At 43.6% G+C, this 26,023-nt stretch carries 17 protein-coding genes and 1 rRNA gene (1 of these 18 only partly in view); 11 read left to right on the forward strand and 7 right to left on the reverse strand.

What is annotated here, in order from left to right; translation table 11 throughout:
• Positions 1–40: 40 nt before the first annotated feature.
• Positions 41–970: a 2OG-Fe(II) oxygenase gene (locus B5D77_RS05130; RefSeq protein WP_008198430.1), complete on the reverse strand. Its 930-nt coding sequence runs from the start codon at positions 968–970 to the stop codon at positions 41–43.
• 84 nt (positions 971–1,054) lie between these two features.
• On the opposite strand from B5D77_RS05130, the gene B5D77_RS05135 reads away from it, so the two are divergent.
• From B5D77_RS05135 to B5D77_RS05170, 6 genes are all read left to right on the forward strand, one after another.
• The gene (locus B5D77_RS05135) at positions 1,055–2,182 is read left to right on the forward strand and encodes an ABC transporter permease (protein WP_106908400.1); all 1,128 of its coding nucleotides are present in this window, start codon (positions 1,055–1,057) and stop codon (positions 2,180–2,182) included.
• Between the two features lie 140 nt (positions 2,183–2,322).
• Positions 2,323–3,549 (forward strand): glycoside hydrolase family 10 protein, encoded by a 1,227-nt coding sequence (locus B5D77_RS05140; RefSeq protein WP_008198434.1) that lies wholly within the window; start codon positions 2,323–2,325, stop codon positions 3,547–3,549.
• A 423-nt stretch (positions 3,550–3,972) separates the two neighbouring features.
• Positions 3,973–6,852, forward strand: a complete 2,880-nt coding sequence (locus tag B5D77_RS05150; RefSeq protein ID WP_106908402.1) for a UPF0182 family protein — start codon at positions 3,973–3,975, stop codon at positions 6,850–6,852.
• 961 nt (positions 6,853–7,813) lie between these two features.
• On the forward strand, positions 7,814–8,140 hold the full coding sequence (locus tag B5D77_RS25730; protein WP_159036941.1) for a hypothetical protein: 327 nt from the start codon (positions 7,814–7,816) through the stop codon (positions 8,138–8,140).
• A gap of 144 nt (positions 8,141–8,284) precedes the next feature.
• Entirely contained in the window at positions 8,285–10,021 is a 1,737-nt protein-coding gene (locus B5D77_RS05165; RefSeq protein WP_106908404.1) for an IS1634 family transposase, read from the forward strand.
• A gap of 114 nt (positions 10,022–10,135) precedes the next feature.
• Positions 10,136–10,804 carry a hypothetical protein gene (locus tag B5D77_RS05170; RefSeq protein ID WP_106908405.1) on the forward strand — a complete coding sequence of 223 codons (669 nt, stop codon included), beginning with the start codon at positions 10,136–10,138 and terminating at the stop codon, positions 10,802–10,804.
• Positions 10,805–11,238: 434 nt separating this feature from the next.
• Here B5D77_RS05170 and B5D77_RS05180 read toward each other — a convergent pair whose 3' ends face one another.
• Positions 11,239–11,967, reverse strand: coding sequence for a GDSL-type esterase/lipase family protein (locus B5D77_RS05180; protein WP_008198446.1), 729 nt, complete (start codon positions 11,965–11,967; stop codon positions 11,239–11,241).
• A 229-nt stretch (positions 11,968–12,196) separates the two neighbouring features.
• Here B5D77_RS05180 and B5D77_RS05185 point away from each other — a divergent pair, with 229 nt between their 5' ends.
• From B5D77_RS05185 to clpB, 4 genes are all read left to right on the forward strand, one after another.
• Entirely contained in the window at positions 12,197–13,090 is an 894-nt protein-coding gene (locus tag B5D77_RS05185) for a methylenetetrahydrofolate reductase (protein ID WP_008198449.1), read from the forward strand.
• Between the two features lie 119 nt (positions 13,091–13,209).
• A complete protein-coding gene (locus B5D77_RS05190) occupies positions 13,210–13,518 on the forward strand; it encodes a hypothetical protein (RefSeq protein WP_002781238.1) in 309 nt (102 codons plus the stop codon).
• Between the two features lie 17 nt (positions 13,519–13,535).
• Entirely contained in the window at positions 13,536–14,021 is a 486-nt protein-coding gene (locus tag B5D77_RS05195) for a GNAT family N-acetyltransferase (RefSeq protein WP_008198452.1), read from the forward strand.
• Between the two features lie 555 nt (positions 14,022–14,576).
• Entirely contained in the window at positions 14,577–17,237 is a 2,661-nt protein-coding gene (gene clpB, locus B5D77_RS05200; protein ID WP_106908406.1) for an ATP-dependent chaperone ClpB, read from the forward strand.
• Between the two features lie 120 nt (positions 17,238–17,357).
• Here clpB and B5D77_RS05205 read toward each other — a convergent pair whose 3' ends face one another.
• From B5D77_RS05205 to B5D77_RS05230, 5 genes are all read right to left on the reverse strand, one after another.
• Complete coding sequence (locus tag B5D77_RS05205) at positions 17,358–17,885, reverse strand: zinc ribbon domain-containing protein (RefSeq protein WP_106908407.1); 528 nt, start codon at positions 17,883–17,885, stop codon at positions 17,358–17,360.
• Positions 17,886–18,049: 164 nt separating this feature from the next.
• Positions 18,050–19,126 carry a magnesium-protoporphyrin IX monomethyl ester (oxidative) cyclase gene (acsF, locus tag B5D77_RS05210; protein WP_106909956.1) on the reverse strand — a complete coding sequence of 359 codons (1,077 nt, stop codon included), beginning with the start codon at positions 19,124–19,126 and terminating at the stop codon, positions 18,050–18,052.
• A 761-nt stretch (positions 19,127–19,887) separates the two neighbouring features.
• Positions 19,888–20,700: a UDP-3-O-acyl-N-acetylglucosamine deacetylase gene (gene lpxC / locus B5D77_RS05220; RefSeq protein WP_008198503.1), complete on the reverse strand. Its 813-nt coding sequence runs from the start codon at positions 20,698–20,700 to the stop codon at positions 19,888–19,890.
• 92 nt (positions 20,701–20,792) lie between these two features.
• The gene (locus B5D77_RS05225) at positions 20,793–22,778 is read right to left on the reverse strand and encodes a BamA/TamA family outer membrane protein (protein WP_232306125.1); all 1,986 of its coding nucleotides are present in this window, start codon (positions 22,776–22,778) and stop codon (positions 20,793–20,795) included.
• A gap of 431 nt (positions 22,779–23,209) precedes the next feature.
• On the reverse strand, positions 23,210–24,088 hold the full coding sequence (locus B5D77_RS05230; protein ID WP_008198508.1) for an Hpt domain-containing protein: 879 nt from the start codon (positions 24,086–24,088) through the stop codon (positions 23,210–23,212).
• 685 nt (positions 24,089–24,773) lie between these two features.
• Between B5D77_RS05230 and B5D77_RS05240 the strand changes: the two genes are divergently transcribed.
• Positions 24,774–26,023, forward strand: a 16S ribosomal RNA gene (locus tag B5D77_RS05240); it runs 239 nt beyond the window's last position.

Raw genomic sequence — 26,023 nt, forward strand, 5'->3', positions numbered from 1 at the left:
TTTCTGATTGGAAAGTAGGGATTTTTTTCTCAGGTCACTTTTACCAACGAGGCAAACTTTTAATGATTTGCCATAGGCGAGGGTATTGGAGAGATAGATAGCGCTTAATATGGGATTTTAAACTAACTAAATCCTGAGATTCTTTCAGTTCTCTATCTTGATAAAAACGAATTAAATCATCCCGTCTTTTCAATAAAATTTTAATTTGTTGGTAATCTTCCGCGCTTAAAACTTGATGGGGTTGAATATTTTCTGGCAGCGGGCGCGGGATGTAAAAAGTTGTATGAGATGGCGATAATTCCTCGATAGGACGTTCTTTGGTATAGAGATAGATAGAAAGAGATTTTCTGGATAAATGCCGTTGATTTTCTGGTAAGTTAATCTGAGAAAATCCATGCCATGAATGTTCATTGGTTTCAAAAATCAGACAACGATTAAAGATAGGTACAAAAGATTTAATCTTATTTTCTTCTGGTTGACGAGGATTGGAATGTAACTCTAGATTCCCCCCCCAATCTGCTTGCCATTGGGGATTTAAGTAGATTAATAAATTCAAGCGGCGATGATACCAGTGACGCTCATCGAGGTTAAAATCAATGTGAGGGTCTAATTCTTGACCGTGTAAATTTTCATGGGTTCCACCCCCATAAAAACTAGGGTCTGGAATTAAATTATCGATACCGGTTAATTGAGAAATTAACTCTAAAAACTCTTGAGCTTGAACGTAGCGGCCAAACTGTTGATAAACACCCCCCAAACCGATTAAATCCTCATTAACTGCCTTCCCCCCAACTTTTCCTAGCTCACTAATGGCTTTTTGCGGATTAAAACTGGGAAAATTTTCCAGCAAAATTTGCGCTTGCTCCCCAACTAAAAAATTATCGATGACCAAATGCTTAAACGGTTGCGCTGTCTCAAAATCTTGACGATAGACAGGAGATTTCTCATAAACAAGGGGGTTGATAAACATTAGACAGCTTTTTTGTTGGTATGATAAATTGTAGCAATCAAACTGACAAAATAAAGATTAACTCTCCTATTGACCTCATCGCCTATGGACTGGTGGCACAAACTCAAAGATAATCCTCTCGCTCGTTGGGGAGCAGTTTTACTGTTAATCTTCTATTTAAGCGTAATGGCGGCGGATTTTGTCGCTCCCTACTCTCCCTACTCCTCCCAACCCGGTCAGTCTCTCCTACCCCCCACCGAAATCTTTTGGCGCTCCCAGTCGGGAAGTAACAAGGGTGAGTGGATTGGCCCCCACGTCTATCCCACCACTCAAAGTGCTATTAATATAGAAACTGGTGAGCGGAAGCTAATGAGAGATTTTAACAACCCCTTGCCGCTGCGTCTCTTTGTTCAGGGTGAAACCTATAATTTCGGTCAAATTCGCCTACCTTTGCCGCCAAAATGGCAGGAAGTAACTTTATTCCCCGGTATCCCTTTTGATCTCCATCTGTTCGGGGTGATCGGCGATGGTAGAATCAATATATTGGGAACTGACGAATCGGGACGCGATAGTTTTAGTCGCCTGATTTTCGGAGGCAGAATTAGTTTATTTATCGGTTTGGTCGGGATTTTAATTTCTTTCCCTATCGGTTTATTTGTCGGTGGCATTTCTGGCTATTTTGGCGGTTGGTTAGATGGTATTTTAATGCGTTTTGTGGAAGTTTTAATGACTATCCCCGGCATATATTTACTCGTGGCCCTAGCGGCCGTTTTACCCGCAGGATTAACCAGCACCCAGCGCTTTTTATTAATCGTCCTGATTACTTCTTTTATCAGTTGGTCGGGATTAGCGCGGGTAATTCGCGGTCAAGTTTTATCCCTGAAAGAACAGGAATTTATTCAGGCAGCCAAAGCTATGGGAGCAAAACCCCTTTATATTATTCTGCGTCATGTGCTGCCCCAAACTGCCAGTTATATCATTATTTCTGCTACGTTAGCCGTGCCGGGGTTTATCGTGGCCGAATCGGTTTTAAGTTTAATTGGTTTGGGAATTCAACAGCCAGATCCTAGTTGGGGAAATATGCTTTCTCTGGCTACCAATGCCTCAATTATTGTTCTACAACCCTGGTTAATTTGGCCGCCTGCTTTGTTAATTATTCTCACCGTTTTAGCTTTTAATTTACTCGGTGATGGTTTACGCGATTCTCTAGATCCTCGCAATTTAGAGAGATAATTTAGTTATTTTAGCAGTCAGGAGGCGGTCGGCAGGAGATTATTTTTATTTATTCTCCCTTCTCCATTCTCCCTTCTCCCTTCTCCCTTTTCCCCAATTCATAATTCATAATTTATAATTTATAATTCCCACTTCCCATTATGAATAGAATCAGTAAAACCTTTAATAATTTCGCCGATAGTTTGGTGATTTATAGTCAAAGATACGGAAAAATAAGCTGGTTAATATTTTTAATTATCTTTGCTTGTATCATGACGATAACCTTTAATTATCCCGCACAATCCACCAATCAAACCCAAGAAAACCCCGAAATTCGTGGAGTTTGGTTAACTAATATCGATAGTGAGGTATTATTTAACCCAGAAACCCTAAAAGATGCCCTTGATAGGTTAGCCGATTTAAACTTTAACACTATTTATCCCACGGTCTGGAATTGGGGTTATACACTCTATCCTTCTAAGGTAGCAGAAAAAGTCACGGGACGAGCGATCGATCCCCATGAATCTTTAAAAAATCGCGACTTTTTAAAGGAAATAATTAGCCAAGGTCATCGGAAAAAATTAAGAATTATTCCCTGGTTTGAATTTGGTTTTATGGCTCCTGCGGATTCAGAATTAGCCAAACGACATCCCGATTGGTTAACCCAAAGACAGGATAAAAGCGTAATTTGGTGGGAAGGAAAAGTGCATCAACGGGTGTGGTTAAATCCCTTACATCCGCAAGTACAAAACTTTATTACCGATTTAGTCAGCGAGATTATTACTAACTACGATATAGAAGGAATTCAGTTTGATGACCATTTTGGTTATCCCGCCGATTTTGGCTATGATGAAACCACAATTAAACTCTATCAAAGGGAACATTCGGGAGCATTACCACCGCAAGATTACCAAGATAAAGCATGGATTCAATGGCGGGCCGATAAAATTACTGACTATATGAATAGTTTAGCCCAGACGATTAAAAAGCAGCAACCTAAAGCAATTATTTCCCTATCTCCTAATCCCTACACTTTCTCCCTAGAATCCTATCTTTTAGATTGGCAAAAATGGCAGCAAAAAAACTTGATTGATGAATTAATAGTGCAAGTGTATCGAACTGATATGAACGCCTTTGACTGGGAATTATCCCAACCAGAATTACAGCAAGCTAGAGAATCTATTCCCGTAGCTATTGGGATTTTATCTGGTTTAAAAGGTCGTCCGATTCCGATGGTTAATATTACTCAACAAGTGGAAAAATCGAGACAAGAAAATTTTGGCGTTTCTTTCTTTTTCTACGAAACTTTATGGAATATGAGTAATGAATCTCCTTCCTATCGACGCAGGATTTTTCGGGAAATACTCCAGTCTGCTAATCCTAGCTAAAATTGCTGACTTTAAGCGAAATTATTGCCCTAACCTAGCTATAGTTTCTTAAGTTTATCTTTAAATTAAGAAAAAGCAGCAGGGAGAGACGAGAAGGCTGCATCTCATTTTTGTCAATCTACTGAGTTGGAATTTTTAAAGGGAAACTCTCTGCTAAAATTAGTCATTACTTCTGATTTTATCACTCAATCCAAGCCTTTGGGGGGTTCTACCCCCCAAACCCCCCGTTGGGGACGCAAGCGCCGTCCCCAAACCCCGGAGCGCATTAGTTTTTCGGTGGGATGCTTACACGCAGCTGCTGATATATTTGTAATAATTTAAGAGTCACTGACTAATTGCTGATTTTCCGGATTTCTGTAAATGTGAGATGCACCCGACGAGAATCGCTAGAATAAAAAAAGACTCTCCCTTATCACTTTATTTATGCTGATCAGACATAACCGAAGCTCGATCGCTAAACCTATTTTACTTTTTCTCGGCTGCCTTGTGATCGGGCAGTTGGGGGTATTAGTGGTAGCCAATAGCCTCTGGTTTACCGAGATGGGTTATTTAAACACTTTCCTGAAGCAATTATCTTGGCAACTAGGATTAGGTTGGGGAAGTGCGATTCTTTCTTTACTCTTTATTTTTACAAATTTACGTTTAGCCCAGCGTTTTCGTTGGCAAAAACCCCAGGAAGATAGTTATCCTCTTAGTCCTCAATCTCCTAGTATTAATTTACTCGGCCTTTTGATTATCGCAACGGGAATTGGAGCTTGGATCGGGTCAATGTTATTGTATTACAGTAAACTAGCCCTCAGTCTCTGGACACCAGATTTTAATCTCCCTAACCTCAGTTCTTCCCTAAGTTCTCCTCTGCAAATAGTTTGGATTAGGCAAGTATTAACCGATATTTCCAGTAATCTTTGGCAAGGGGTAATTATCGCTTTTTTAGTCTTGGGATTATTAATTAAAACCGAGTATTTTTTGCGAATAATATCTATAGTATTCACTGTAACGCTATCTTTCATTATTGCTGGGCAGTGGGCGAATTTTTTAAAATATTTTTATGGTGTTCCTTTCAATATTAACGATCCTCAATACGGGAATGATTTAGGTTTTTACATCTTTCAATTACCCCTGTGGCAGTTACTAGAATTATGGCTCAGTGGTGTGGGAATATATACTCTTTTTGCCGTTAGTTTAACCTATCTTTTTTCAGGTGATAGTCTTTCTCAGGGAAAATTCCAGGGGTTTTCCCGTCCGCAACTGCGTCATTTATACGCTCTGTGGAGTGGGTTAATGGGGCTGCTAGTATTACACCATATTATTCAGCGTTACCTGCTACTTTATTCTCCCGAAGGAGTAGTTTATGGTGCAGGTTATATCGATGCTCATGTTGGTCAATTTATTGAAATTATTCTGGGAATTATTGCAGCAATAACCTCTATATGGTTAGGAGAAAAAGCATTATTTGGTAAAATAAACCGTCGCAAATTACACAAAATCGCCAAGAAAAAGTTGTTATTTTTCCCCTACTTAGTTCCTGTATTTCTATATTTAATTGTTTGGATCAGTGGCACAATTATCAGTGGAGGATTACAAAGAATAATCGTACAACCGAATGAATTAGTGAGAGAAAGACCCTATATTGAAAGAAGTATTCAATCCACAAGAGCGGCTTTTTCCTTAGATAGAATTGATGCCCAAGTTTTCGATCCACAGGCCGAATTAAATGCCGAAGTTTTAGAGAGAAATCATCTAACTATCGATAATATTCGTCTTTGGGACACCAAACCACTGCTAGAAACTAACCGACAATTACAGCAAATTCGCTTATATTATAAATTCCCCGATGCTGATATCGATCGCTATCGAGTGCGAGTAGGACTGCCTGAAAAAATCGAGGAACGTCAAATATCCGAAAAACAACAGACCATTATTGCCGCTAGAGAATTAGATTATAGTGCGGTTCCCACTACTGCTAATACTTGGGTGAATAAACATCTAGTTTATACCCACGGTTATGGGTTCACTCTTTCCCCGGTTAATTTAGTGGCTGCCGGGGGTTTACCCTACTATTTTGTCAAAGATATCGGCACAAATAAAGACGAAGGGGCCCTGCAAACCTCTAGCGAATTAATTGATTATAGCATTCCCATTGGTAAACCCCGCATTTACTACGGGGAATTAACTAATAATTATGTGATGACTCCCACCACTGTAGAAGAATTGGATTTTCCTAGCGGGGATGGAAATGTCTATCATACCTACGATGGTAAGGGAGGGATCCTAATTGGGAAGGGGTGGAGACGTTGGCTATTTGCCCTTTATCTGCGGGATTGGCAAATGTTATTTAGCCAAGATTTTACTCCCGAAACTCGGCTATTAATGCGTCGTGATATCCAAAATCGCGTGCAAACTATCGCCCCTTTTTTAAATTATGATCGCAATCCCTATTTAGTAGCGGCAGATGTGGGCGATAGTAGTAGTAAATTACATTGGATTATCGATGCTTATACTATCAGTGATCGCTATCCCTATTCTGACCCCGGGAAAGATAAATTTAACTATATTCGCAATTCGGTGAAAGTGGTAGTGGATGCCTATCATGGAACGGTGAATTTCTATGTTGCCGATGAAAATGATCCAATTATTCAGACGTGGAGTAAAATCTTTCCTCATCTCTTTAAATCTTTAGCAGAAATGCCGAAAACTATCCGCAGTCATATCCGTTATCCTGAAGATTTATTTAGTACCCAAGCGGAAAGATTATTAACCTATCACATGACCGATCCGCAAGTATTTTATAATCGGGAGGATCAATGGGAAATTCCCCTAGAAATTTACGGCACGGAACCCCAGGCTGTATCACCCTATTATTTAATCATGAAACTGCCCGATGCCGACAAAGAAGAATTTATTCTCCTCCATCCCTATACTCCCTCTAGTCGGCAAAATTTAATCGCTTGGTTGGCAGCGCGTTCAGACGATAGAGAGTATGGTAAGTTATTACTCTATCAATTTCCTAAACAAAGGTTAGTGTACGGACCGAATCAAATTGAGGCTTTAATTAACCAAGATCCAGATATTTCTCAACAGATTTCCCTTTGGAATCGAGACGGTTCTAAAGTTTTGCAGGGACACCTATTAATTATTCCCATTGAACAATCGCTGCTTTATGTAGAACCTTTGTATCTAGTGGCAGACCAAAATAGTGTCCCGACAATCGCTAGAGTAACAGTTGCTTATCAAAATAAAATTGTCATGGAACCAACCCTGAAGGAAGCTTTAGAAAAGTTATTCTCAGGCCATCAGAGCTAAATTGCCGCTAATTGGCCCCAAATTAGCTAGAAAGCTGATGCTGGTTCCAGAACGATCCTCAATCTACAAGAATTTCCTAAAGAATTTCCCTTGGCAAATTCTTATAGATTGAGAAAGATAATAACTGGACTTCCCCCATACAGAAATACTAAAAAATCAACAAAACTCTTACTGCATGAAGCTTCTCAGAAAAAATTGACAGGCGGCTACTGGATATATTTCCCATTGAAAAGGGCCGTACCGTTGACTATATCTAAGGTTGGCTGAATAAATCTAAAAACCTTGTTGGATAATATGTTTAGGCTTTTTTGAAATCAAAAAGTGCTACCCCTTCCAGTGATCGGGGGGAAAAATTAGGCACTTTTTCCCTGAAAATTAGGTAATTGACCCCCTGAAAATGGGTAAAACCCCACACCCGTTCAGACCTCGGACGTTCGGCGAGACTTCGGGGTGAGCTTTTGTCGAACGCTCAGTCGAGCCGCGTGAGCTTTTGTCGAACACTGAGCTCATGGCCGAAGCCCACACTCTGCCCCCACGAAAAACTTTTTCAGCAAGCCCTATCTAGAGTGGAGCGATTCCGTAGAGTTGGCTATATAGCGATCGCCGACCTGATTGTAACAGATAGTGTCATTAATCTCTAGAGTCAGCGATTCCCTCTTTAGTCGTGTTTTTGAGCGTTTTCTGCCCCGAAACAAGCTATAATGGTCGAAAGTCCAAATTTAAAAATCCTGGACTCAAACCCTATTTGCGTAAAGACTTCAGGATTTTGCACTCAGTAGTTCATTAGTGTTATATTGCTTTAACTCAGGCTCTGTAAGACTTTTAGCCATAGCTAGTATGTTTATCCAGCGCACTATGTCTCCTCAACAGCTACACAAAAATTAACATAAACTTCTGGGAACATTCAGCATCATTAAGGAATATCATCGGCCCTGACTTGAACACAGGAATTCTATTGCTTATGATGACTACATCTTATCGAACCGTTTTTTCAGTCGTTTTGGGTACTGGGGTAGTTTTCGGACTTAGTACTTCAGTTCTTGCACAAACCACCACCTCCTACAGCATTACCCACGGTTTTAGCTTTAGTGTCGGGGGAAACACGACTCCTCTCGTCCGGGGATTCGACGGGGGAAGTGCTTTTGCTTTCTCTCCTTACGTCTCGCCACCGGCAGCATTCTCCAGCTATGTGAATCTCTCCTATCCCCTCGGCCCTCCTTGGACCCGTTTCGACTCCGTGAGTGTTTCCAGAGGGTTGGCATCGGCTACCGCTAGTTCCTATACCTGAACTTCCCCCATACATATATACTATAATAGCCGAAAACCCTTATCCATCAATGGATGCACCCCCTTAACTTTTCTTAATGTACCCATGTAATTTGTAACATTTCTTAATGGACAAGAATTCTCTCCATTTGCTAAAATGATAGCCATGTATATAGAAAAAGTTCCTAACCGTAATTCTCCCCCCGCTGTTCTTCTTCGAGAATCCTACCGAGAAGGAGATCAAGTCAAAAAAAGAACCCTTGCCAATCTCTCAAAATTACCCGATGATATTATCGAAAATCTGAAACTGGCTCTTAAAGGAGCAACACTGTCCATGAATGAAGGCATTCCCAATCATTTTGAAGTGATTAGAAGTCTTCCTCATGGTCATGTAATGGCTATTTTAGAGACGATTAAAAAATTGGGTTTAGATAAAATAATCAGTGAAAAATCCTCACGAATCAGAAACTTAGTGGTGGCGATGATTGTGGCAAGAATCATCAATCCTAAATCGAAACTAGCCACAGCGAGAGGGTTTAATAGTGAGACTTGTAGTCAGAGTTTAGGACAATTGTTAGACTTAGAGAAAGGCGATGAAGACGAATTATATAACGCCTTAGATTGGTTATTAGAAAAACAAGAGAAAATTGAGAAGCACCTAGCAATTAAACACTTAGAATCAGGAACATTAGTCTTGTATGATGTCACTTCTACCTACCTAGAAGGAAATGGTTGTGAACTGGGAAAATATGGGTATAATCGAGATAAAAAGAAGGGGAAAACTCAGATAGTGTTTGGTTTGCTCTGTTCAGCTAAGGGTTGTCCGATAGCGGTAGAAGTATTTGAAGGAAACACTTCAGATGGTGCTACTTTAAGCGGACAAATTGAGAAAGTCAGAAAGGGTTGGGGGATTGAGAATGTGGTCTGGGTAAGTGATAGAGGAATTTTAACTAACTCGAAAATCAAGGAATTAGTAAAACCGATAGAAGGATTAGACTATATTACTGGTTTAACTAAGCCTCAAATTCGGAAACTGGCTGAGGTGGAAGTGATTCAATTAGGATTATTTGATCAGGTAAACTTGGTGGAATTTGAGAGTGAAGATTATCCCGAAGAAAGATTAATTGCTTGTCGGAATCCCTTAATAGCCCAGAAAAATCAACTACAAAGAGAGGCATTATTAGAAGCGGTAGAGAAGGAACTAGATTTGATTGTTCAGGCGACTCAAAGGGAGAAAAGAGCTTTAAATGGCCAAGATAAGATAGCTTTGAGAGTGGGCAAGATTCTTAATCAGTTTAAGGTCAATAAATACTATAACCTAGAGATAACAGAAGAAGGCTTTTCTGATCAGCGTAAGCGGGAATTAATCGCTCAAGAAACGGCCTTGGATGGTGTGTATGTGTTAAGAACTTCTCTGGAGTCAACCTTGATGGATGCAGCGACGACGGTTAAAGCTTATAAAAGTTTATCTCAAGTGGAGGAGGCATTTCGCTGTTATAAGTCAATTGATTTAAAGGTACGTCCTATCTATCATTATAAGGGTGATAGAGTCAAAGCTCATATCTTTTTATGTATGTTGGCTTATTATGTGGAATGGCATTTAAAACAGTGCTTGGCTCCTTTATTATTTGAGGATGAAGAAATTGATGATGGTTCTCTGAATGTGATTAAGGCGAGTCGGAGTGAATCGGTGCAATCTAAGGAGAGAAAAAAACGGAATCAAGAGAACTTTCCTGTGCATAGTTGTCGGACTTTGTTGGAAGACTTGGGGACAATTTGCTTGAATACAGTGGAATGTACGATTAGAGAGGGAAGTTATCGTTTTTCTAAGATAACTCGACCGACCCAACTGCAACAAAAAGCGTTAGATTTATTGGGAGTTTCCCTGATTTGTACCCAGTAACGGGGCGGCGTAAATTCTCTTAATCCCTTCTACAGCACAGCTTATGGCTTTTTGTCAACGGGGAAGTCCAGCTATACGCAGATCAATAGTCTTGGAGTCGGAACAGTATCGGGATTGATTAATGCTTCTGGGACAGCGAGCGCTTTGGAACGCGGGGAAACGGCTTGTGCTAATAGTTACACCGGAGTGACAGCCCGACAAAGAATCCGATTACCTTTCGGAGGCGTGATCTGGGGTCCGCGATTCAAGTTGGATTTTGTCCGTGGGAGCGGGTGTGCGGTAGGCAAAGACCCGATTAAATTTACCGTCACCGATCCCGATACGGGGGCGATTCTGAACTCAGGACAGTTTTTAGATATTACCAGTACGGGTGATGGTACTGTCAACTGGGATGATGATTCCCTCGATTTTGCTATTAGCGACGGAACCTTCAGCATCGACCTTAATAGTCCTTTTATTCTTGATAACCAACGAGGCACTTTGTTGCTCAAAGTTCAGGGAGGCATCATCACCGATTCCCAGGATTCGGGAATTTTTGATGGTTATTTGCCTCAAATTGGAAGTTCCGGTACTTTCTCGGTCTCTGGCTCCAATTTCAAGCCCGATCTTACCTTTGACTACGATCTAGGAGATTTCGGTAAGGAGGTCGATCTGGAACTCACCGCCGACGGTGGGGCGATTCCGGTTCCCGAATCCTCAACGATGAACCCGTTAAGTCTGGGCATTTTAGGGCTGATTTTCCTGGTAGGGAAACGATTCCGGGGAAGTTTTTCCAAGAAGTAGCGGCCTTTGACACTGCCGTTGCCCAAAGGCAAGGGGATTCTCGGTTCACGGAGATTACTTTCTCAGAATTACTTCTGAGAAAGTAATTGACAAAACCCTTACTGCATGAAGCTTCTCAGAAAAAATTGACAAGCAGCCACTGGGTATATTTCTCCTTGAAAAGGGCCGTACCGTTGACTATATCTAGAGTGGAGCGATTCCGTAGAGTTGGCTGTATAGCGATCGCTAACCTGATCATCGATGTCATTAATCTCTAGAGTCAGCGATTCCCTCTTTAGCCATGTTTTTGAGCGTTTTATGCCCCGAAACAAGCCATAATGTAAGACTTACAGCGTTTCTCAGCTCTGGAGTTTAGACTAACAGGGTTTGACCGGTTTCTTTACCGGCTCTTCTGGTTTCTGTAACGCCGCTAGATCCACTGATAACAGAGGACATCACTTTTGTGCAATTCCTGTGAACGGTTGAATAAAACCATCCACACCGACAAAGGAGGTGAGGGGCGACCAGTTTAAAATATCCTCTAAAATTGATTGATAGCCTTGCACATTGGGATGAAGTCCATCTTGCATTAATCTTTCTTGGCACCACAGATCACCCCGGTTCATCCAGAGATCAAATAAATCCAGATAGGGAATATTTTGCTCTAGACAAGCTTGTTTAGTGGTTTCTTTAAAAGAATACTGATCGCGATGGTTGAAGTAAAAGCAATCTAAAAAGGGCATTTTCCGCTCATCCACGGGAATCATACCTATAAACAAAACCGGACAAAGAGAACGGGCCCTGCCGAGTAAATGTTCGATTTGAGTTTGAAAAAGATCGTGATCGGTATAGGTACGACCATCGGGCCGGCCTAAACGGGCTGTATCATTAACACCGACGGAGAGAAGAATCAGGTCGGGGAGACGATTGCGAATTTCTCCCCTGAGACGAAATTCCTGTTCTAAACGTTCGGACACTTGTACCACTCGATCGCCGCGAATCCCCAAATTATACAGGGCATGACCGGCACTTTCCATCCACAAACGACGTAGGCGCTCGGCCCAACCGCCACCCACGGGGTCGCCATAGCCATAAACAAGGCTATCTCCTAAAGCGACGATTTTGAGGGGATGGGTCATGATTACGGCTTTGTCTTTAGTAGGTAAACGAGAAAGAGTTTGCATGATCGCTCGATCGAATCGGTTGTCCTTTACACTTGTAAACGAATTTGGTTAAACTGTCCGTGTATTATACTACATTAGAAAATTTTTCCTGCCAGTTAACTCATCTGATATCAGCCAAGCACTGGCACTGACCAGTATAAAGCACGCAGCCCGATGATCATTCCTTGCCTCCGAGTCATTTCCGGGCTAAATCTGCTATAAAATTTATGGTTAAAACCTAGATAACTCGATGACTACTCGTTTACAACGCGCGGTTCAAGACCAAGAATTTTTGATTACAGCCGAGATTACTCCCCCGAAAGGTGGTAATACCAGTCATATGCTAGAAATGGCCCTCTGGCTAAAAAATCGCGTTCATGCGGCTAATATTACCGATGGCAGTCGCGCCGTAGTGCGAATGTCCTCTCTGGCTGCCTCCGCTATTCTCTATCAACACGACATCGAACCCATCTGTCAAATGGCCTGTCGCGATCGCAATGTGATCGGATTACAAGCAGATCTCATGGGCGCTCATGCTTTGGGATTGAGAAATATACTAGCTTTAACCGGAGATCCCGTCAAAGCAGGAGATCATCCCAAAGCTAGGGCAGTTTTTGACCTAGAATCGGTACGTTTGTTAAAATTAATCGATAAATTAAATAAAGGTTTTGACTTTAACGATAAATCTTTACCTGATGGACCCCTAGAGCTTTTTGCCGGGGCTGCCGTCGATGTGCAGTCAAAAAGTTGGTCTGGTCTTCAAAGCCGTTTTGAGCGTAAAATCGAAGCGGGAGCGCAGTTTTTTCAAAGTCAATTAGTTACGGATTTCGATTGTCTTGATAAGTTCATGCAACAGGTGGCCTCCCTGGCCGATAAACCGATTCTAGCGGGGATTTTTCTGTTAAAATCAGCTAAAAATGCCGTATTTTTAAATAAAAATGTGCCAGGGGTACAAATTCCCGATCAGATCATTCAAAGACTCGCCGACGCACCCCATCCCCTCGAAGAAGGCATCAAAATCGCCGCCGAACAAATAAAATTAGCCCAGCAGTTATGTCAAGGTGTCCACATCATGGCGATTAAACGGGAGGATTTAGTCCCAAAAATTCTCGACGTGGCTGGTATCCCGCCAATACATAACTAAGATGAAAAGTCAATAGTTTTTATAAAAAATTAACTTTCATTTTGACTACTGGTCTTTTGACAAGAATTCTACCCCTAACCTAGTATGGTAAGGCTCAAAGCATCTTCGGGGTTAAAAGCATGGATTCCAATCTAGGTCAAGAAAAAGAGAATAGTTGTGGTAATTCCGGGCGAAAATGGTTGTCGATCGGTATTGCCCCCACTGGTATAATTTCCATTGGTATTGTTCCCATGGGCGTTATTTCCATCGGTATTGTTCCTATGGGAGTAGTTTCCATTGGAACCGTGGCCATGGGGACAATTGCAGCCGGTTTTGTGTCCATGGGACTTTTCAGTATTGGTAGCGTTGGGATGGGATTAAATAACGGTCATTTTTCCAATCTTAATTCTCCCCCTGCTGAATCTCCCCATAAACATCATCAGCATTAAAATTTTGACTAGCAATCATGAATTATTCCATCCGTGCTGCCGTTGCTACCGATGTCAAGGCTATTTTTGACTTAATTGTTGCCTTAGCGGCCTATCAAGAACTCAGCCATTTAATGACAGGAAATAGTCAAGCTTTAGGCGAGCATTTATTCGGAGAAAAACCCTACATCGAAGCATTGGTGGCGGAGGTAGAGGGTAAAATAGTCGGTTTTGCTCTATTTTTTGCTAATTATTCCACCTTTCTGACTAAACCGGGGATTTACCTCGAAGATATCTTCGTTTTACCCGATTATCGCAGTCAAGGGATCGGCAAAGCTTTACTAATGGCTGTGGCTAAAATTGCCGTCGCTAGGGATGCAGGACTTTTAGAATGGACTGTCTTAGAGTGGAATCAACTGGCGATCGATTTTTATGGAAAAATGGGGGCTAAGGTCTTCAAAGAGTGGCAAATTTGTCGCCTCACCGGGACTGCTTTAACCCAATTGGGTAATAGTGATAAATAAGTCAGTCCCGATGCAACAAGTTACACCGTCAAGCATGAAAATATTCTGATCCTAAATCCGGTTATTAAAAACTGATTATTTATTCCCCCTTTTGCAGGAGTGCCTCTCCTGATATGTAACCTATACTCGACGGATTTAGTATTACTTCAGATCTGATTACTCAATCCAAGCTTTTGGGGGGTTCTACCCCCCAAACCCCGGAGCGCATTAGTTTTTCGGTGGGATGCTTACACGCAGCCGCTGACGCATCTGTAATAATTTGAGAGTCACTTCACTCGCAGGAGTGCCTCTCCTGATATGTGGCCTATGCTCAACGGATTTAGTATGATTGACGAATTTGCCTTATTTCAGCTTCTATTTTCAAGTCAGGAGATAGGAGTCAGGAGATAGGAGATAGGAGACTTTTTTATTTATTCTCCCCACACCCTACACCCCACACCCTACACCCCACACCCTCTTTCCAGTCAGACCCTTTGTCGAGTCTGGAACTTTGTGATCGATCGAGACTCCTTGCTATACTATACCTCTGACACTGGCTTTCCTCATTGGTGCAGAATGCAACCCACAGACTCGAATAAATTTACCGAACAAGCTTGGGATTCGATCGTTAAATCGCAAGAAATTGCGCGACGCTTCAAAAATCAGACCTTAGAGGTGGAACACGTTATTATTGCCCTCCTAGAGCAGAATAACGGTCTAGCCACCCGGATTTTACAAAAAGCTAATATAGAAATTCCCCGACTGCAACAACAGCTAGAAGTCTTCACCAACCGACAGCCAAAAGTGGCCATCGTCGATCAATTATACCTAGGTCGTGGTCTCGATCTGCTGCTCGATCGAGCGGAAGCATCCCGGGAAAGTTGGCAAGATAAATTTATCTCCGTCGAACATCTTCTCGTCGGTTTTGCCGAAGATGAAAGGGTTGGCCGGAAATGTTTACGCACTTTCAATCTTGACCCCCAAGATTTAGAATTAGCCATCAAAGCGATTCGCGGTACTCAAAAGGTTACTGAACCCAATCAAGAGGAAAAATACGAAGCTTTAGATAAATATGGCCGGGATTTAACAGCGGCGGCCAAAGAAGGCAAATTAGACCCGGTTATCGGTCGCGATGAAGAAATTCGACGGGTGGTACAAGTCCTCTCGCGACGGTCTAAAAATAACCCGGTTTTAATCGGTGAACCGGGGGTAGGAAAAACCGCTATTGCTGAAGGATTGGCCCAAAGGATTGTTAACGGAGATGTTCCCGAATCTTTGAAAAATCGTCAGTTAATTTCCCTCGATATGGGAAGTTTAATCGCTGGGGCAAAATATCGAGGCGAATTCGAGGAAAGATTGCGGTCAGTCATGAAAGAAGTGACCCAATCAGAAGGGCAAATTATTCTCTTTATCGACGAACTACATACTGTTGTCGGTGCGGGTTCTAGGGAAGGGGGATCGATGGATGCGGGCAACCTATTAAAACCTATGTTAGCCCGGGGAGAATTGCGCTGTATTGGGGCGACAACTTTAGATGAATATCGCAATCATATTGAAAAGGATCCCCCTTTAGAAAGACGTTTTCAACAGGTTTATATTAAGGAACCTTCCGTGGAGGATACTATCTCGATTCTCCGGGGTTTAAAAGAACGTTATGAGCTGCATCATGGGGTGACAATTACCGATTCGGCCCTAGTGGCAGCAGCTACCCTATCCCATCGTTATATTAGCGATCGCTTTTTACCAGATAAAGCGATCGATTTAGTCGATGAAGCGGCGGCAAAATTAGAGGTAGAAAGTACCACTAAACCCGCCGATTTGGAAATGATAGATCGTCGCTTAATGCAGTTACAGATGGAAAAATTCTCTTTAGAAAAAGAGGAGAAAAAAGATCGAGCTTTTCAAGAGCGTTTAGAAAGAATTATCGAAGAAATTGAGGAATTAGAAAGTAAACAAAAGCCTCTCGCTGACCAATGGCAAACAGAAAAACATATTGCCGAGGAAATTAAATTATTGCGAGAGGAAGAAGAACAATTGCGCCTACAGGTGGAACAGGCGGAACGAGCTTATGATCTCAATAAAGCGGCCCAATTAAAGTATGGCAAACTGGAAATTTTACAAGGGGAATTAGAAGTAAAAGAAAAAGAACTAGAAACTATTCAAGTTGCCGGGGCAACCCTATTAAGACAGCAAGTCACCGATGCCGATATTGCCGAAATAGTTGCCCGTTGGACGGGAATTCCCGTCAATCGTTTAATGGAATCGGAACGACAAAAATTATTAGAATTGGAGTCTCATTTACAGAAAAAAGTGGTCGGACAAAATGAAGCGGTCACGGCAGTAGCAGCGGCGATTCGACGCGCACGCGCAGGAATGAAAGATCCCTCCCGTCCGATTGGTTCATTTCTATTTATGGGACCCACGGGAGTGGGTAAAACCGAGTTAGCGCGGGCCTTGGCGGGGTTACTGTTCGACTCCGAAGAAGCCATGGTTCGCATCGATATGTCGGAATACATGGAAAAACACGCGGTTTCGCGGTTAATCGGCGCGCCTCCGGGTTATGTGGGTTACGAGGAAGGGGGACAACTATCGGAAGCGGTGCGTCGTCGTCCCTATTCTGTGGTTTTATTGGATGAAGTGGAAAAAGCCCATCGGGATGTTTTTAACATTTTATTACAAGTGCTTGACGATGGGCGCATTACCGACTCTCAGGGGCGAGTGGTGGATTTTCGGAATACGATTATCGTCATGACCAGTAATATTGGCAGTGACCATATTTTAAATGTTTCCGAAGATGCCGATTATGAGGAGATGCGGAAACGGGTTTTAACAGCTTTGCGGAGTCATTTTCGTCCCGAATTTTTGAATCGTATCGACGATTTAATTATTTTCCACACCCTGAAAAAAGAAGAATTGCGTTACATTGTTCGTCTGCAATTACAGCGTCTGGAAAGATTATTAGCAGAACAAAAAATCAATCTGGAATTAACCGCAGCAGCAGAAGACCATATCGTTACTGTTGGTTACGATCCCACCTACGGTGCGCGACCTTTAAAACGCGCTATCCAACGGGAGTTAGAGAATCCTTTAGCCACAAAAATTCTCGAACAAGCTTTTATGGAAGGGGATACGGTGGTAATTGATTGTCTAGATGAGGTGTTAAGTTTTAGCAAAAAGGAGCTAGAAAGGGAAGAGCCAAGATTAGAATTAGCTGTGGTTAACCTCAGTTCGGATTAAAACCAGACAGGGGGTATGTTCCCCCTCTGCGGATCAATTTAGCCAATATAGACAAAATTTTGCCACAAAAGGCCTTGTGAATCTAGCTAAACAGGTTTTACCTATCTAGCTCACTGCCTATTACTGTAACTGATGACCACAGCTACTACAAAAGCGATCAGTTGCTGCTACTTTTGCCCCGCATTGACTACAAAATCGCGTTTTACTGACGGTTTTTGCGTCTCCCATACTCATTTTCATATCTCCCATCTCCATTTCCATAGGGGCAAAATTCATCGACATATTGCCCATTTTCATCGGTTGCATCGGTTGCATTGGTTGCATTGGTTGCATCGGTGAGGAGGAGAAACTGGTAGCAGTGGTCGATTGAGAGGACTGAGAAACTCCAGAGGTATGAGGAGAGGAAAAACTGATACTGCTTCCTTGAATTTGGATTCTGTGGGGTCCGGTTTCAGTGATAATTTCAATAATCGCCCCTTGGGGAATTATCTCTATTTGGGGTTCTTTTGTCCAAACTCCCGTAGCAAAACTACTGCTAGACTGCTGTTGTTGTCCCACCGCACCACTAGCGAGGGTTACAATCGTCTGCAGCCCTTGATTATCGAGATAGAGACGTTGTCCTGTGGGTAATTCACTATAAATAGCCATATTTTTGACAGTGAAAAGTAAAAAGTAAAAAGTAAAAAGCTAGTTCACACCCCTAGGATCCAGTCTAGCGAGGATAGAAATGTTAGAGGATTTTCTTAAGAATTTTATCGACAAAAAAAGGGTGGTTTAACCCACCCTCACCATGTCTCAAGAAAACAAACTTTTTAACGGACGCTACCGGCTAATTTATCGACCCGAATCGGTTTGATCAGGTACAATTTGAGGAATTGCCAAGCGTTAGAGGCGAAGATAGGCAATTTCTTCAGGAATTTAACCGGTGCGGGACTGTTTTCGCTATCGATCGCCCGTAATCCCTCGTTATTGCGAACACAAATCTCTAGGCGATCATAAAATTCAGGACTATCCACATCAAGAACAATCGGGAAGACGCGGCCTGCGGTTTCATTGGTCTTCTCGATTACATACTTATCGTACTCGCGAGCGTCCAAACCGAGAATGGCGTAGAAACCGGAACGCTGAGTATCATTGAGATACATCGTAGCGAAGACCGAAAGCAGGAAGAAACGACACCAGAGACGAGCGCGCCAATCATTAAGAATATCAGGCTGCGCGCGCATGATCGCATCGAAGAAGTCCCCGTGACGGTTTTCGTCTTGACACCAATTCTCGAAGAAGTTAAAAATCGGATAAACCCGATCTTCGGGATGTTGTTCGAGATGACGATAAATGGTGATATAACGCCAATAACCGATTTTTTCGGAAAGATAGGTGGCGTAGAAGATAAATTTCGGTTTAAAGAAGGTGTAGTTACGGCTTTTGGTTAAAAATCCCAAGTCAAGGGAGAGGTTAAAATCCGATAAAGCCTTATTAAGGAATCCAGCGTGACGCGCTTCGTCCCGGGACATGAGGTTAAAGCATTCCGCGAGGACGGGATTTCTGTTTTTTAAACGTCTGCCGAGTTCTTTGTAGAGAAGAAAGCCGGAAAATTCGGCCGTGCAGGATCTTTCCAGAAATTCCACGAATAAGCGGCGAGTTTCGCCATCAATATGCTCCCAAGAGCGATCGAATTCTTGATTGCGAACGAAGTGATGCCGGTTATAATCGGTACGGAATTCCTCTAAAATCGCTTTCAGTTCTTCCTCGTTAGCGGCGATCGACATTTCCGCCATCGCTTCAAAATCAGTGGTGTAGAAGCGGGGAGTGAGGATCGTTTCTTTAGCGGGAACTTTTATACCCGGACGGATTTCCTCGAATTCTGGTTTTTGGATCGTGCTGACCATAGGGATTATTGATTTTACTCTGGGATGATGATTGAGACGAGTAAAGGCTCTGACTTGATAATGACGAGCCGTGAAAAAACGGCTAGGATTCACTATAGCAAGCTCTCAGCCCTAGACTCCCTTCCTGTTCATTAAAAGTTACAACTCTTAATTAAGCTGTGTGAACAAACCCAGATTTTTCGCTGGGAGTCTTGACAAATGTTCGGGGAAGTGGGGTTTGTTCGGTGATCGGTAAACAGTCATCGGTAATCGGTGAACTGAAAACCCATGGAACGAACCACAGAGGCACAAAGGACACAGAGATCGATCACTACTATATAAGTTAAACTTATCACACAAAAAATAAGAGAGCCAACAAGGTTTTTGGCAATATGCTAATCTGGCTAACAAGCTTTTGGGGGTGATATAGGGGAAAGTGCGATCGGTATCGCTGTAGGGTGCGTTCCCTAATGCAAGTCCTACTGCTCCACCGATCGATTTTGGGGAACGCACCATGCACATTTATTGAAACTGTGGGTTAAAGTGCGATGCTGCTCTGGTGGGTTGAGTTCCGGATTGGCAACCTGTCACCGAGCAAACCCGACGGTGTTGGAATGATTCTGATAGCTGACGGCTGATAGACAAGGGTTATCAATGCTAGGATAAAGGCTTGAGTAGAGAACGAGCGAGCCAAAGCCATCTCATCGACAGAAGTAAAAACCCCGCCTCTAGACAGCCCCACTTCCCACTCCCCTATACCTTTTAAACATAATTTAGTATAATTAACCCTGAATTGTTTTGGCTAATTGAACGTGGAGTTTATGACTGGCTTTAAAAGCCATGTAATGAGCAGTGGGAATGGTTCCCAGTAAACTCAAATCACCAATTAAGTCCAATAATTTATGTCTTACTGGCTCATTATCAAAGCGTAAAGGAGGATTTAACCATTGATTTTGATCGCAGATTAAAGCATTTTCTAAACTGCCTCCTTTAATTAAACCAGCCTTTTGCAGATACTCAATTTGATCGGCAAAACCGAAAGTCCGAGCATCTGCGATCGCATTTTGAAAACTTTCTTGATTAGGACTCCAACTATACCATTGATTACCGATCGGTTTATAAGTAAAATCGATGCCGTAGGTAAAACGTAATTCAGGGGAAGGAATCGCCGCCACAAAAGCATCCCCTTCGTACAACCAAATCGGTTGAGAAATGGTTAAATCTGATGGAGAAAAAGAGTTATTTAAACCAGCATTTTTGATCGCTTCCACCCAGATTTTGGCCGAACCATCAAGGAGGGGAATTTCCGCACCATCCACCTCAATGCGAGCATCCTCTACCCCCAAAGCGGTTAAGGCCGCTAATAAATGCTCAACAGTTCTAACCTTTGCTTCTCCTCGTCCCAATTCTGTTGATAAAGTCGTTTGGTAAACCGAAGAAACTAGAGCGGGAATAATCGGTTGATTGGCTAAATCTCTACGGACAAAATAACGTCCTTCTCCTGGATTTGCCCCACAGACGCGCACCCGGGTTATCTCCCCCGAATGTAGGCCAATTCCCGATAATTCAAATTGTTTAGCGATAGTAGAAACCATAATTATCAAGTAATAAAGCTTTTATCAGTGAACAGCAAAAATAACTAAATTCATCGATAACTGGTAACTGGTAACTGATAACTGATAACTGATTAGAATCGTTCCCCGATACCGAAATGAATACGAGAACTACCATCGACATTAAAACCGTAGTCAACCCGAATTTGGCCGACGGGAGATTGTACCCGAACACCTAAACCGTAACCGAGACCAGTACCGGGTAAATCCCGGACAATACCGGGTTGACCGGGGACATCACCTTGGGAACCAATAGTAGTGCCGAAATCGACAAATAATGCCCCTCCGATAATTGCCACAATGGGAAAACGATATTCGGCCGTCGCTTGGAAATAACTGCGACCGCTACCCACTTCTCCCTCAGCGTAACCCCGTACAGAGTTACTACCCCCAACAATAAAAGCATCGTAGGGGGGTAAATCGCCTAATACTGTCCCTGCTTGCACATTAAAAGCTAGGGATTGCTGACCTTTAAAAATATCGGTTTCAAAGAGATTAAAGGAATTAATAAACCGAACGGGGATAAAGTAACTGTAACTACCCCGAACACGAGTGCCGAAAATACTGCCAGAACCGACGGGGATAGTTTGTTCCAAACCTAGACGCAGGAAAGAACCACTGGTGGGTTGCAGGGGATTGTCGCGAAAATCTTGAATAGCGCCAATATTGAGGGAAAGTAGATCATCAGTCCCAGAGGAACTAAAAGACAGTTGTTGACTGCCAAAACCGTTGAGGGGTGCAGACAAGGGGGAGATGTCACCATTGGCATTCTGCACCTGTACCTGTTGATAGTTAAAACCTAGGGAAACCACCCATTTTGGTTTTGTAAAAACATCAGGGGCCAAAGGACGGACAAAAGTAATACCGCCACCCGTGCGGACGATACGGGGACTATCATTATCGTTAAGGGTCCGAATTGAGGAATCTTCCCCATCATAAACTAGAGAAATCGACTGTCGCCGGAAAACGTTGACCGTGTAGGAAGTGCGGAAATTATCCGTGGCAATCCAAGGATCGGAAAAACTCAGATCGAATAAAAATTCCCGTTCCCCTAACTGAACTTCTGCCCCCAAAGTTTGGTTATTACCGCCAAAATTGCGCTGTTGATAGCTGACAGTGCCGAATAGGCCCGCATTCGAGCTAATACCACCCCCAGCGGCCACGGAACCGGTATTACCTTCCACCACATCGACGTTAACAATCACCTCCCTTGGGTCGCTGCCGGGGGAAAAAGACAGACGCACATCCTCGAATAAACCGAGACCGAAAACACGCTGTAAATCCTGTTGGGCCGTATTGCGGTTAAAAATATCCCCCGCTTTTAGGCGCATTTCCCTAGTAATGATAAATTCTCTGGTTTTACCGTTGACTGGTTCCTGTTCAACGTTAAAGTAGCGTACTTGAATTTTTTCGATTAAACCTTCGGAAATGACCAGAATCACCCGACCATCGGGAGTTACTTGCGGCGCACCGATTACCTGGGCTAGATCATAGCCGTTTTTGCTGTACCAGTCATTGATTTTTTTCACCCCCGCCTGTAATTCCCTCAAATTCAGGGTTTTGCCGTATTGACCGGCGAAAATTTCCTCGACCACCCCAGCAGGTAAAATCGATTTGTCCACGGTTTCCGGGGCGATTTGAATCTGTACGCCCTGAAAAACGGGGTTAGGCTGCACCTCAAAGGTGACTCGCACCCCTAGTGGCGTATCTTGGGGAACTGCCCGCACATCGGCAAAAAAACCCGTGGCAAAAACGGCGTTAATGTCTTCTTGCAGTTGCGATCGAGTCGCACCTCGTCCTGGTCGGGTGCGAATGGTATTATAAACTAGATTTTCTAATTCCCGATCGCCCCCCTGTACTACCACTTCAGCCACCAAAACTCGCGACTCCTCGGCCTGCGCTGGTGGCGCTGTTGGGGGAGTTTCTACAGGGCTTGGTGTTTCCGTCGGGGTTTCCGGTGCTGGTGCCACGGGTGGAGTAGTTTCTGCCGTCGCCGGGGGAGACTGTACTATCTCCTCGACAGGTGAAAAAACCGTTGGTTGCGGTTTTTCTTCGGCCATGACCGTCCCGTGAAATAATCCGAAAATAGCCAGCAGCAGGGCCAGCGAGGAATATCGCCCCGAAAAATTGAGATTTTTAAGCACTTCCACACACCCACTAACACCATTATGGTTTTGTTTGTTTTCTCTGCCCGAGAAATTTAACGAACGTTAAAACTCTAGCAGATCGCTTACTCTCAGTAAATCCCAGCTTGACCGGTGACTCAAGAGATACTGCATCGGGTCTGATATTGGTCAGCCGTCAGCATTAAGTTTTTATCTTGCCATATCTTAGCTTTTTCTGGTTTGGCTCTATCCCAATTCCCCCTCTGGGATTATTGCCACCTCGGTTGGCCCACAATCAATTACATATCTTCCTAACTCACCAAAATTAAAAACAATTATGTTTATTCTCCTGGGAATCCCCCACCTTATTTACGCCTGGGCAGATGTCAACGTCTCGTTTGTAATAACTGTACCAGTTGCGAGACCTGTTGCCGATTGAACATTTGCAGCAGGGTACTAGCTACCAATTCCGGTTCTAGGGTAATCAGGATTTGTGGTAATTTGGCGGTGGCTAATAATTGCAATTCTTGACTGACGGTGATTTCTTCCCCGCGACCCCATTCTAATAAATCACTGGCTTGTTTTAATTCTTTAATAATAACCGGGGCGAGAGTGCGGTAGGAATGTTTGGGGTTAGCCAGGGCAGATTGGGCATTTTTAACTAAATATTGCCAGTTTTGCTGTTCCGAAGCCAATTGAGATAGAGATAAAGTTAATTTTTGTAATTGCTGACGGGAAGCACTGGTTTCTTCCTGTTTGAACAGTTGTAACATCTGTTTGAGGATAGCTCTGATGCTCATGGAGATAGAAGACGCTGCCGCAATAGCTGGAGTAGATTTTTTTTGGTCGAGAAGATAGTTAAGATGGGCCTGCAATTCGGCAAAAGTCGGTTCACCTTTTTTAACCATAGCGTTAGCTTCTTCGGCTTGCAACCCTAATGGACCGGGCAGCTTATCGATCAATGTCTGCAGCAGATCATAACCCTTGAGGAACAAAGATTCTAATTTTTGATCCACTTGCAGGGGATTTTCTTTCAGTATTTTGAAAGCATCCTCAAGACGGTGAGCAGTTTTTTGGATACTGCCATAACCTAACATGGCCGCCCCCCCCTTGATCGAATGGGCGGCACGAAACATCTCGTTCATCTGTTCAGTATTGTTGACCAGATTGCCTAGGTCTAAAATCCCCTGTTCCAAAGTTTCTAGGTGTTCTTTTGCTTCTTCGATGAAATAGCCGAGAATTTTCTGAGCGTTAGCGGAGTCCAAGGTCTTATCCCCCTTATCACGATGCTGTCTAGTCCTAGATTGCCCAGTTTTTCAGGAAATATATCAGTTATCAGGCAATGGCTAGGAAAACTGGCCCAGACGGACACAAGCTTGGTTCAAAAGCCTGGCCCCAAAGGTTCTCAGCTTCTCTTGCTCAAAATAGATCTAGCAATGGCAGGCAAAAAGCTAAAGCAAGAATCGGGAACAGGAGCAAGCTGACTAGAAATTGTTATTGATAAGTGGTGGCTGAGTTGTTGACTATAGGCAACAGACAACGCCAGAACATTAGGTCGTCCTCCAGAGATGATGCCAAATCCCCTCATACTCCAGCTTGCTCTTGCTCAAAAACCTCGTCACCTCCATCAAGGGCTAAATTAGAACAAATTTACTAAACAAAAATACCCGACCAGAAAAAGCTTAAAAGCTGAAAGGCTTACGTAGCAAGGGATAGAAAAAAGATCAAAAAATTTTGCCAAAAGGGGTTGACAAACCTGGGGAAGTTAGATACATTGGTAAATGCGCGGTTGAAGCGAAGCGAAAGCGAAGCGAAACAAACGACGCTGGAACCTAGACAAAACAATAGTTTGAAAGCCAAGTAAAACAGCCTCGTTTAGAAGCAATTCTATAACAAAACGGTGAAACCCGCAAGGGGGAAACCAAAAAAAGTCAAAGAATCAAACGATTCATCATGGAGAGTTTGATCCTGGCTCAGGATGAACGCTGGCGGCGTGCCTAACACATGCAAGTCGAACGGGAATCTTCGGATTCTAGTGGCGGACGGGTGAGTAACGCGTAAGAATCTAACTTCAGGACGGGGACAACAGTTGGAAACGACTGCTAATACCCGATATGCCGCAAGGTGAAACCTAATTGGCCTGAAGAAGAGCTTGCGTCTGATTAGCTAGTTGGTGGGGTAACGGCCTACCAAGGCGACGATCAGTAGCTGGTCTGAGAGGATGATCAGCCACACTGGGACTGAGACACGGCCCAGACTCCTACGGGAGGCAGCAGTGGGGAATATTGCGCAATGGGCGAAAGCCTGACGGAGCAACGCCGCGTGAGGGAGGAAGGTCTTTGGATTGTAAACCTCTTTTCTCAAGGAAGAAGTTCTGACGGTACTTGAGGAATCAGCCTCGGCTAACTCCGTGCCAGCAGCCGCGGTAATACGGGGGAGGCAAGCGTTATCCGGAATTATTGGGCGTAAAGCGTCCGCAGGTGGTCAGCCAAGTCTGCCGTCAAATCAGGTTGCTTAACGACCTAAAGGCGGTGGAAACTGGCAGACTAGAGAGCAGTAGGGGTAGCAGGAATTCCCAGTGTAGCGGTGAAATGCGTAGAGATTGGGAAGAACATCGGTGGCGAAAGCGTGCTACTGGGCTGTATCTGACACTCAGGGACGAAAGCTAGGGGAGCGAAAGGGATTAGATACCCCTGTAGTCCTAGCCGTAAACGATGGATACTAGGCGTGGCTTGTATCGACCCGAGCCGTGCCGAAGCTAACGCGTTAAGTATCCCGCCTGGGGAGTACGGCCGCAAGGTTGAAACTCAAAGGAATTGACGGGGGCCCGCACAAGCGGTGGAGCATGTGGTTTAATTCGATGCAACGCGAAGAACCTTACCAAGACTTGACATGTCGCGAACCCTGGTGAAAGCTGGGGGTGCCTTCGGGAGCGCGAACACAGGTGCTGCATGGCTGTCGTCAGCTCGTGTCGTGAGATGTTGGGTTAAGTCCCGCAACGAGCGCAACCCTCTATCTTAGTTGCCAGCATTAAGTTGGGGACTCTAAGGAGACTGCCGGTGACAAACCGGAGGAAGGTGGGGATGACGTCAAGTCAGCATGCCCCTTACGTCTTGGGCGACACACGTACTACAATGGTCGGGACAAAGGGCAGCGAACTCGCGAGAGCCAGCGAATCCCAGCAAACCCGGCCTCAGTTC

Origin of the sequence: Microcystis sp. MC19 (assembly GCF_003019735.1) — a bacterium.
In the GTDB taxonomy this organism is placed as follows: domain Bacteria; phylum Cyanobacteriota; class Cyanobacteriia; order Cyanobacteriales; family Microcystaceae; genus Microcystis.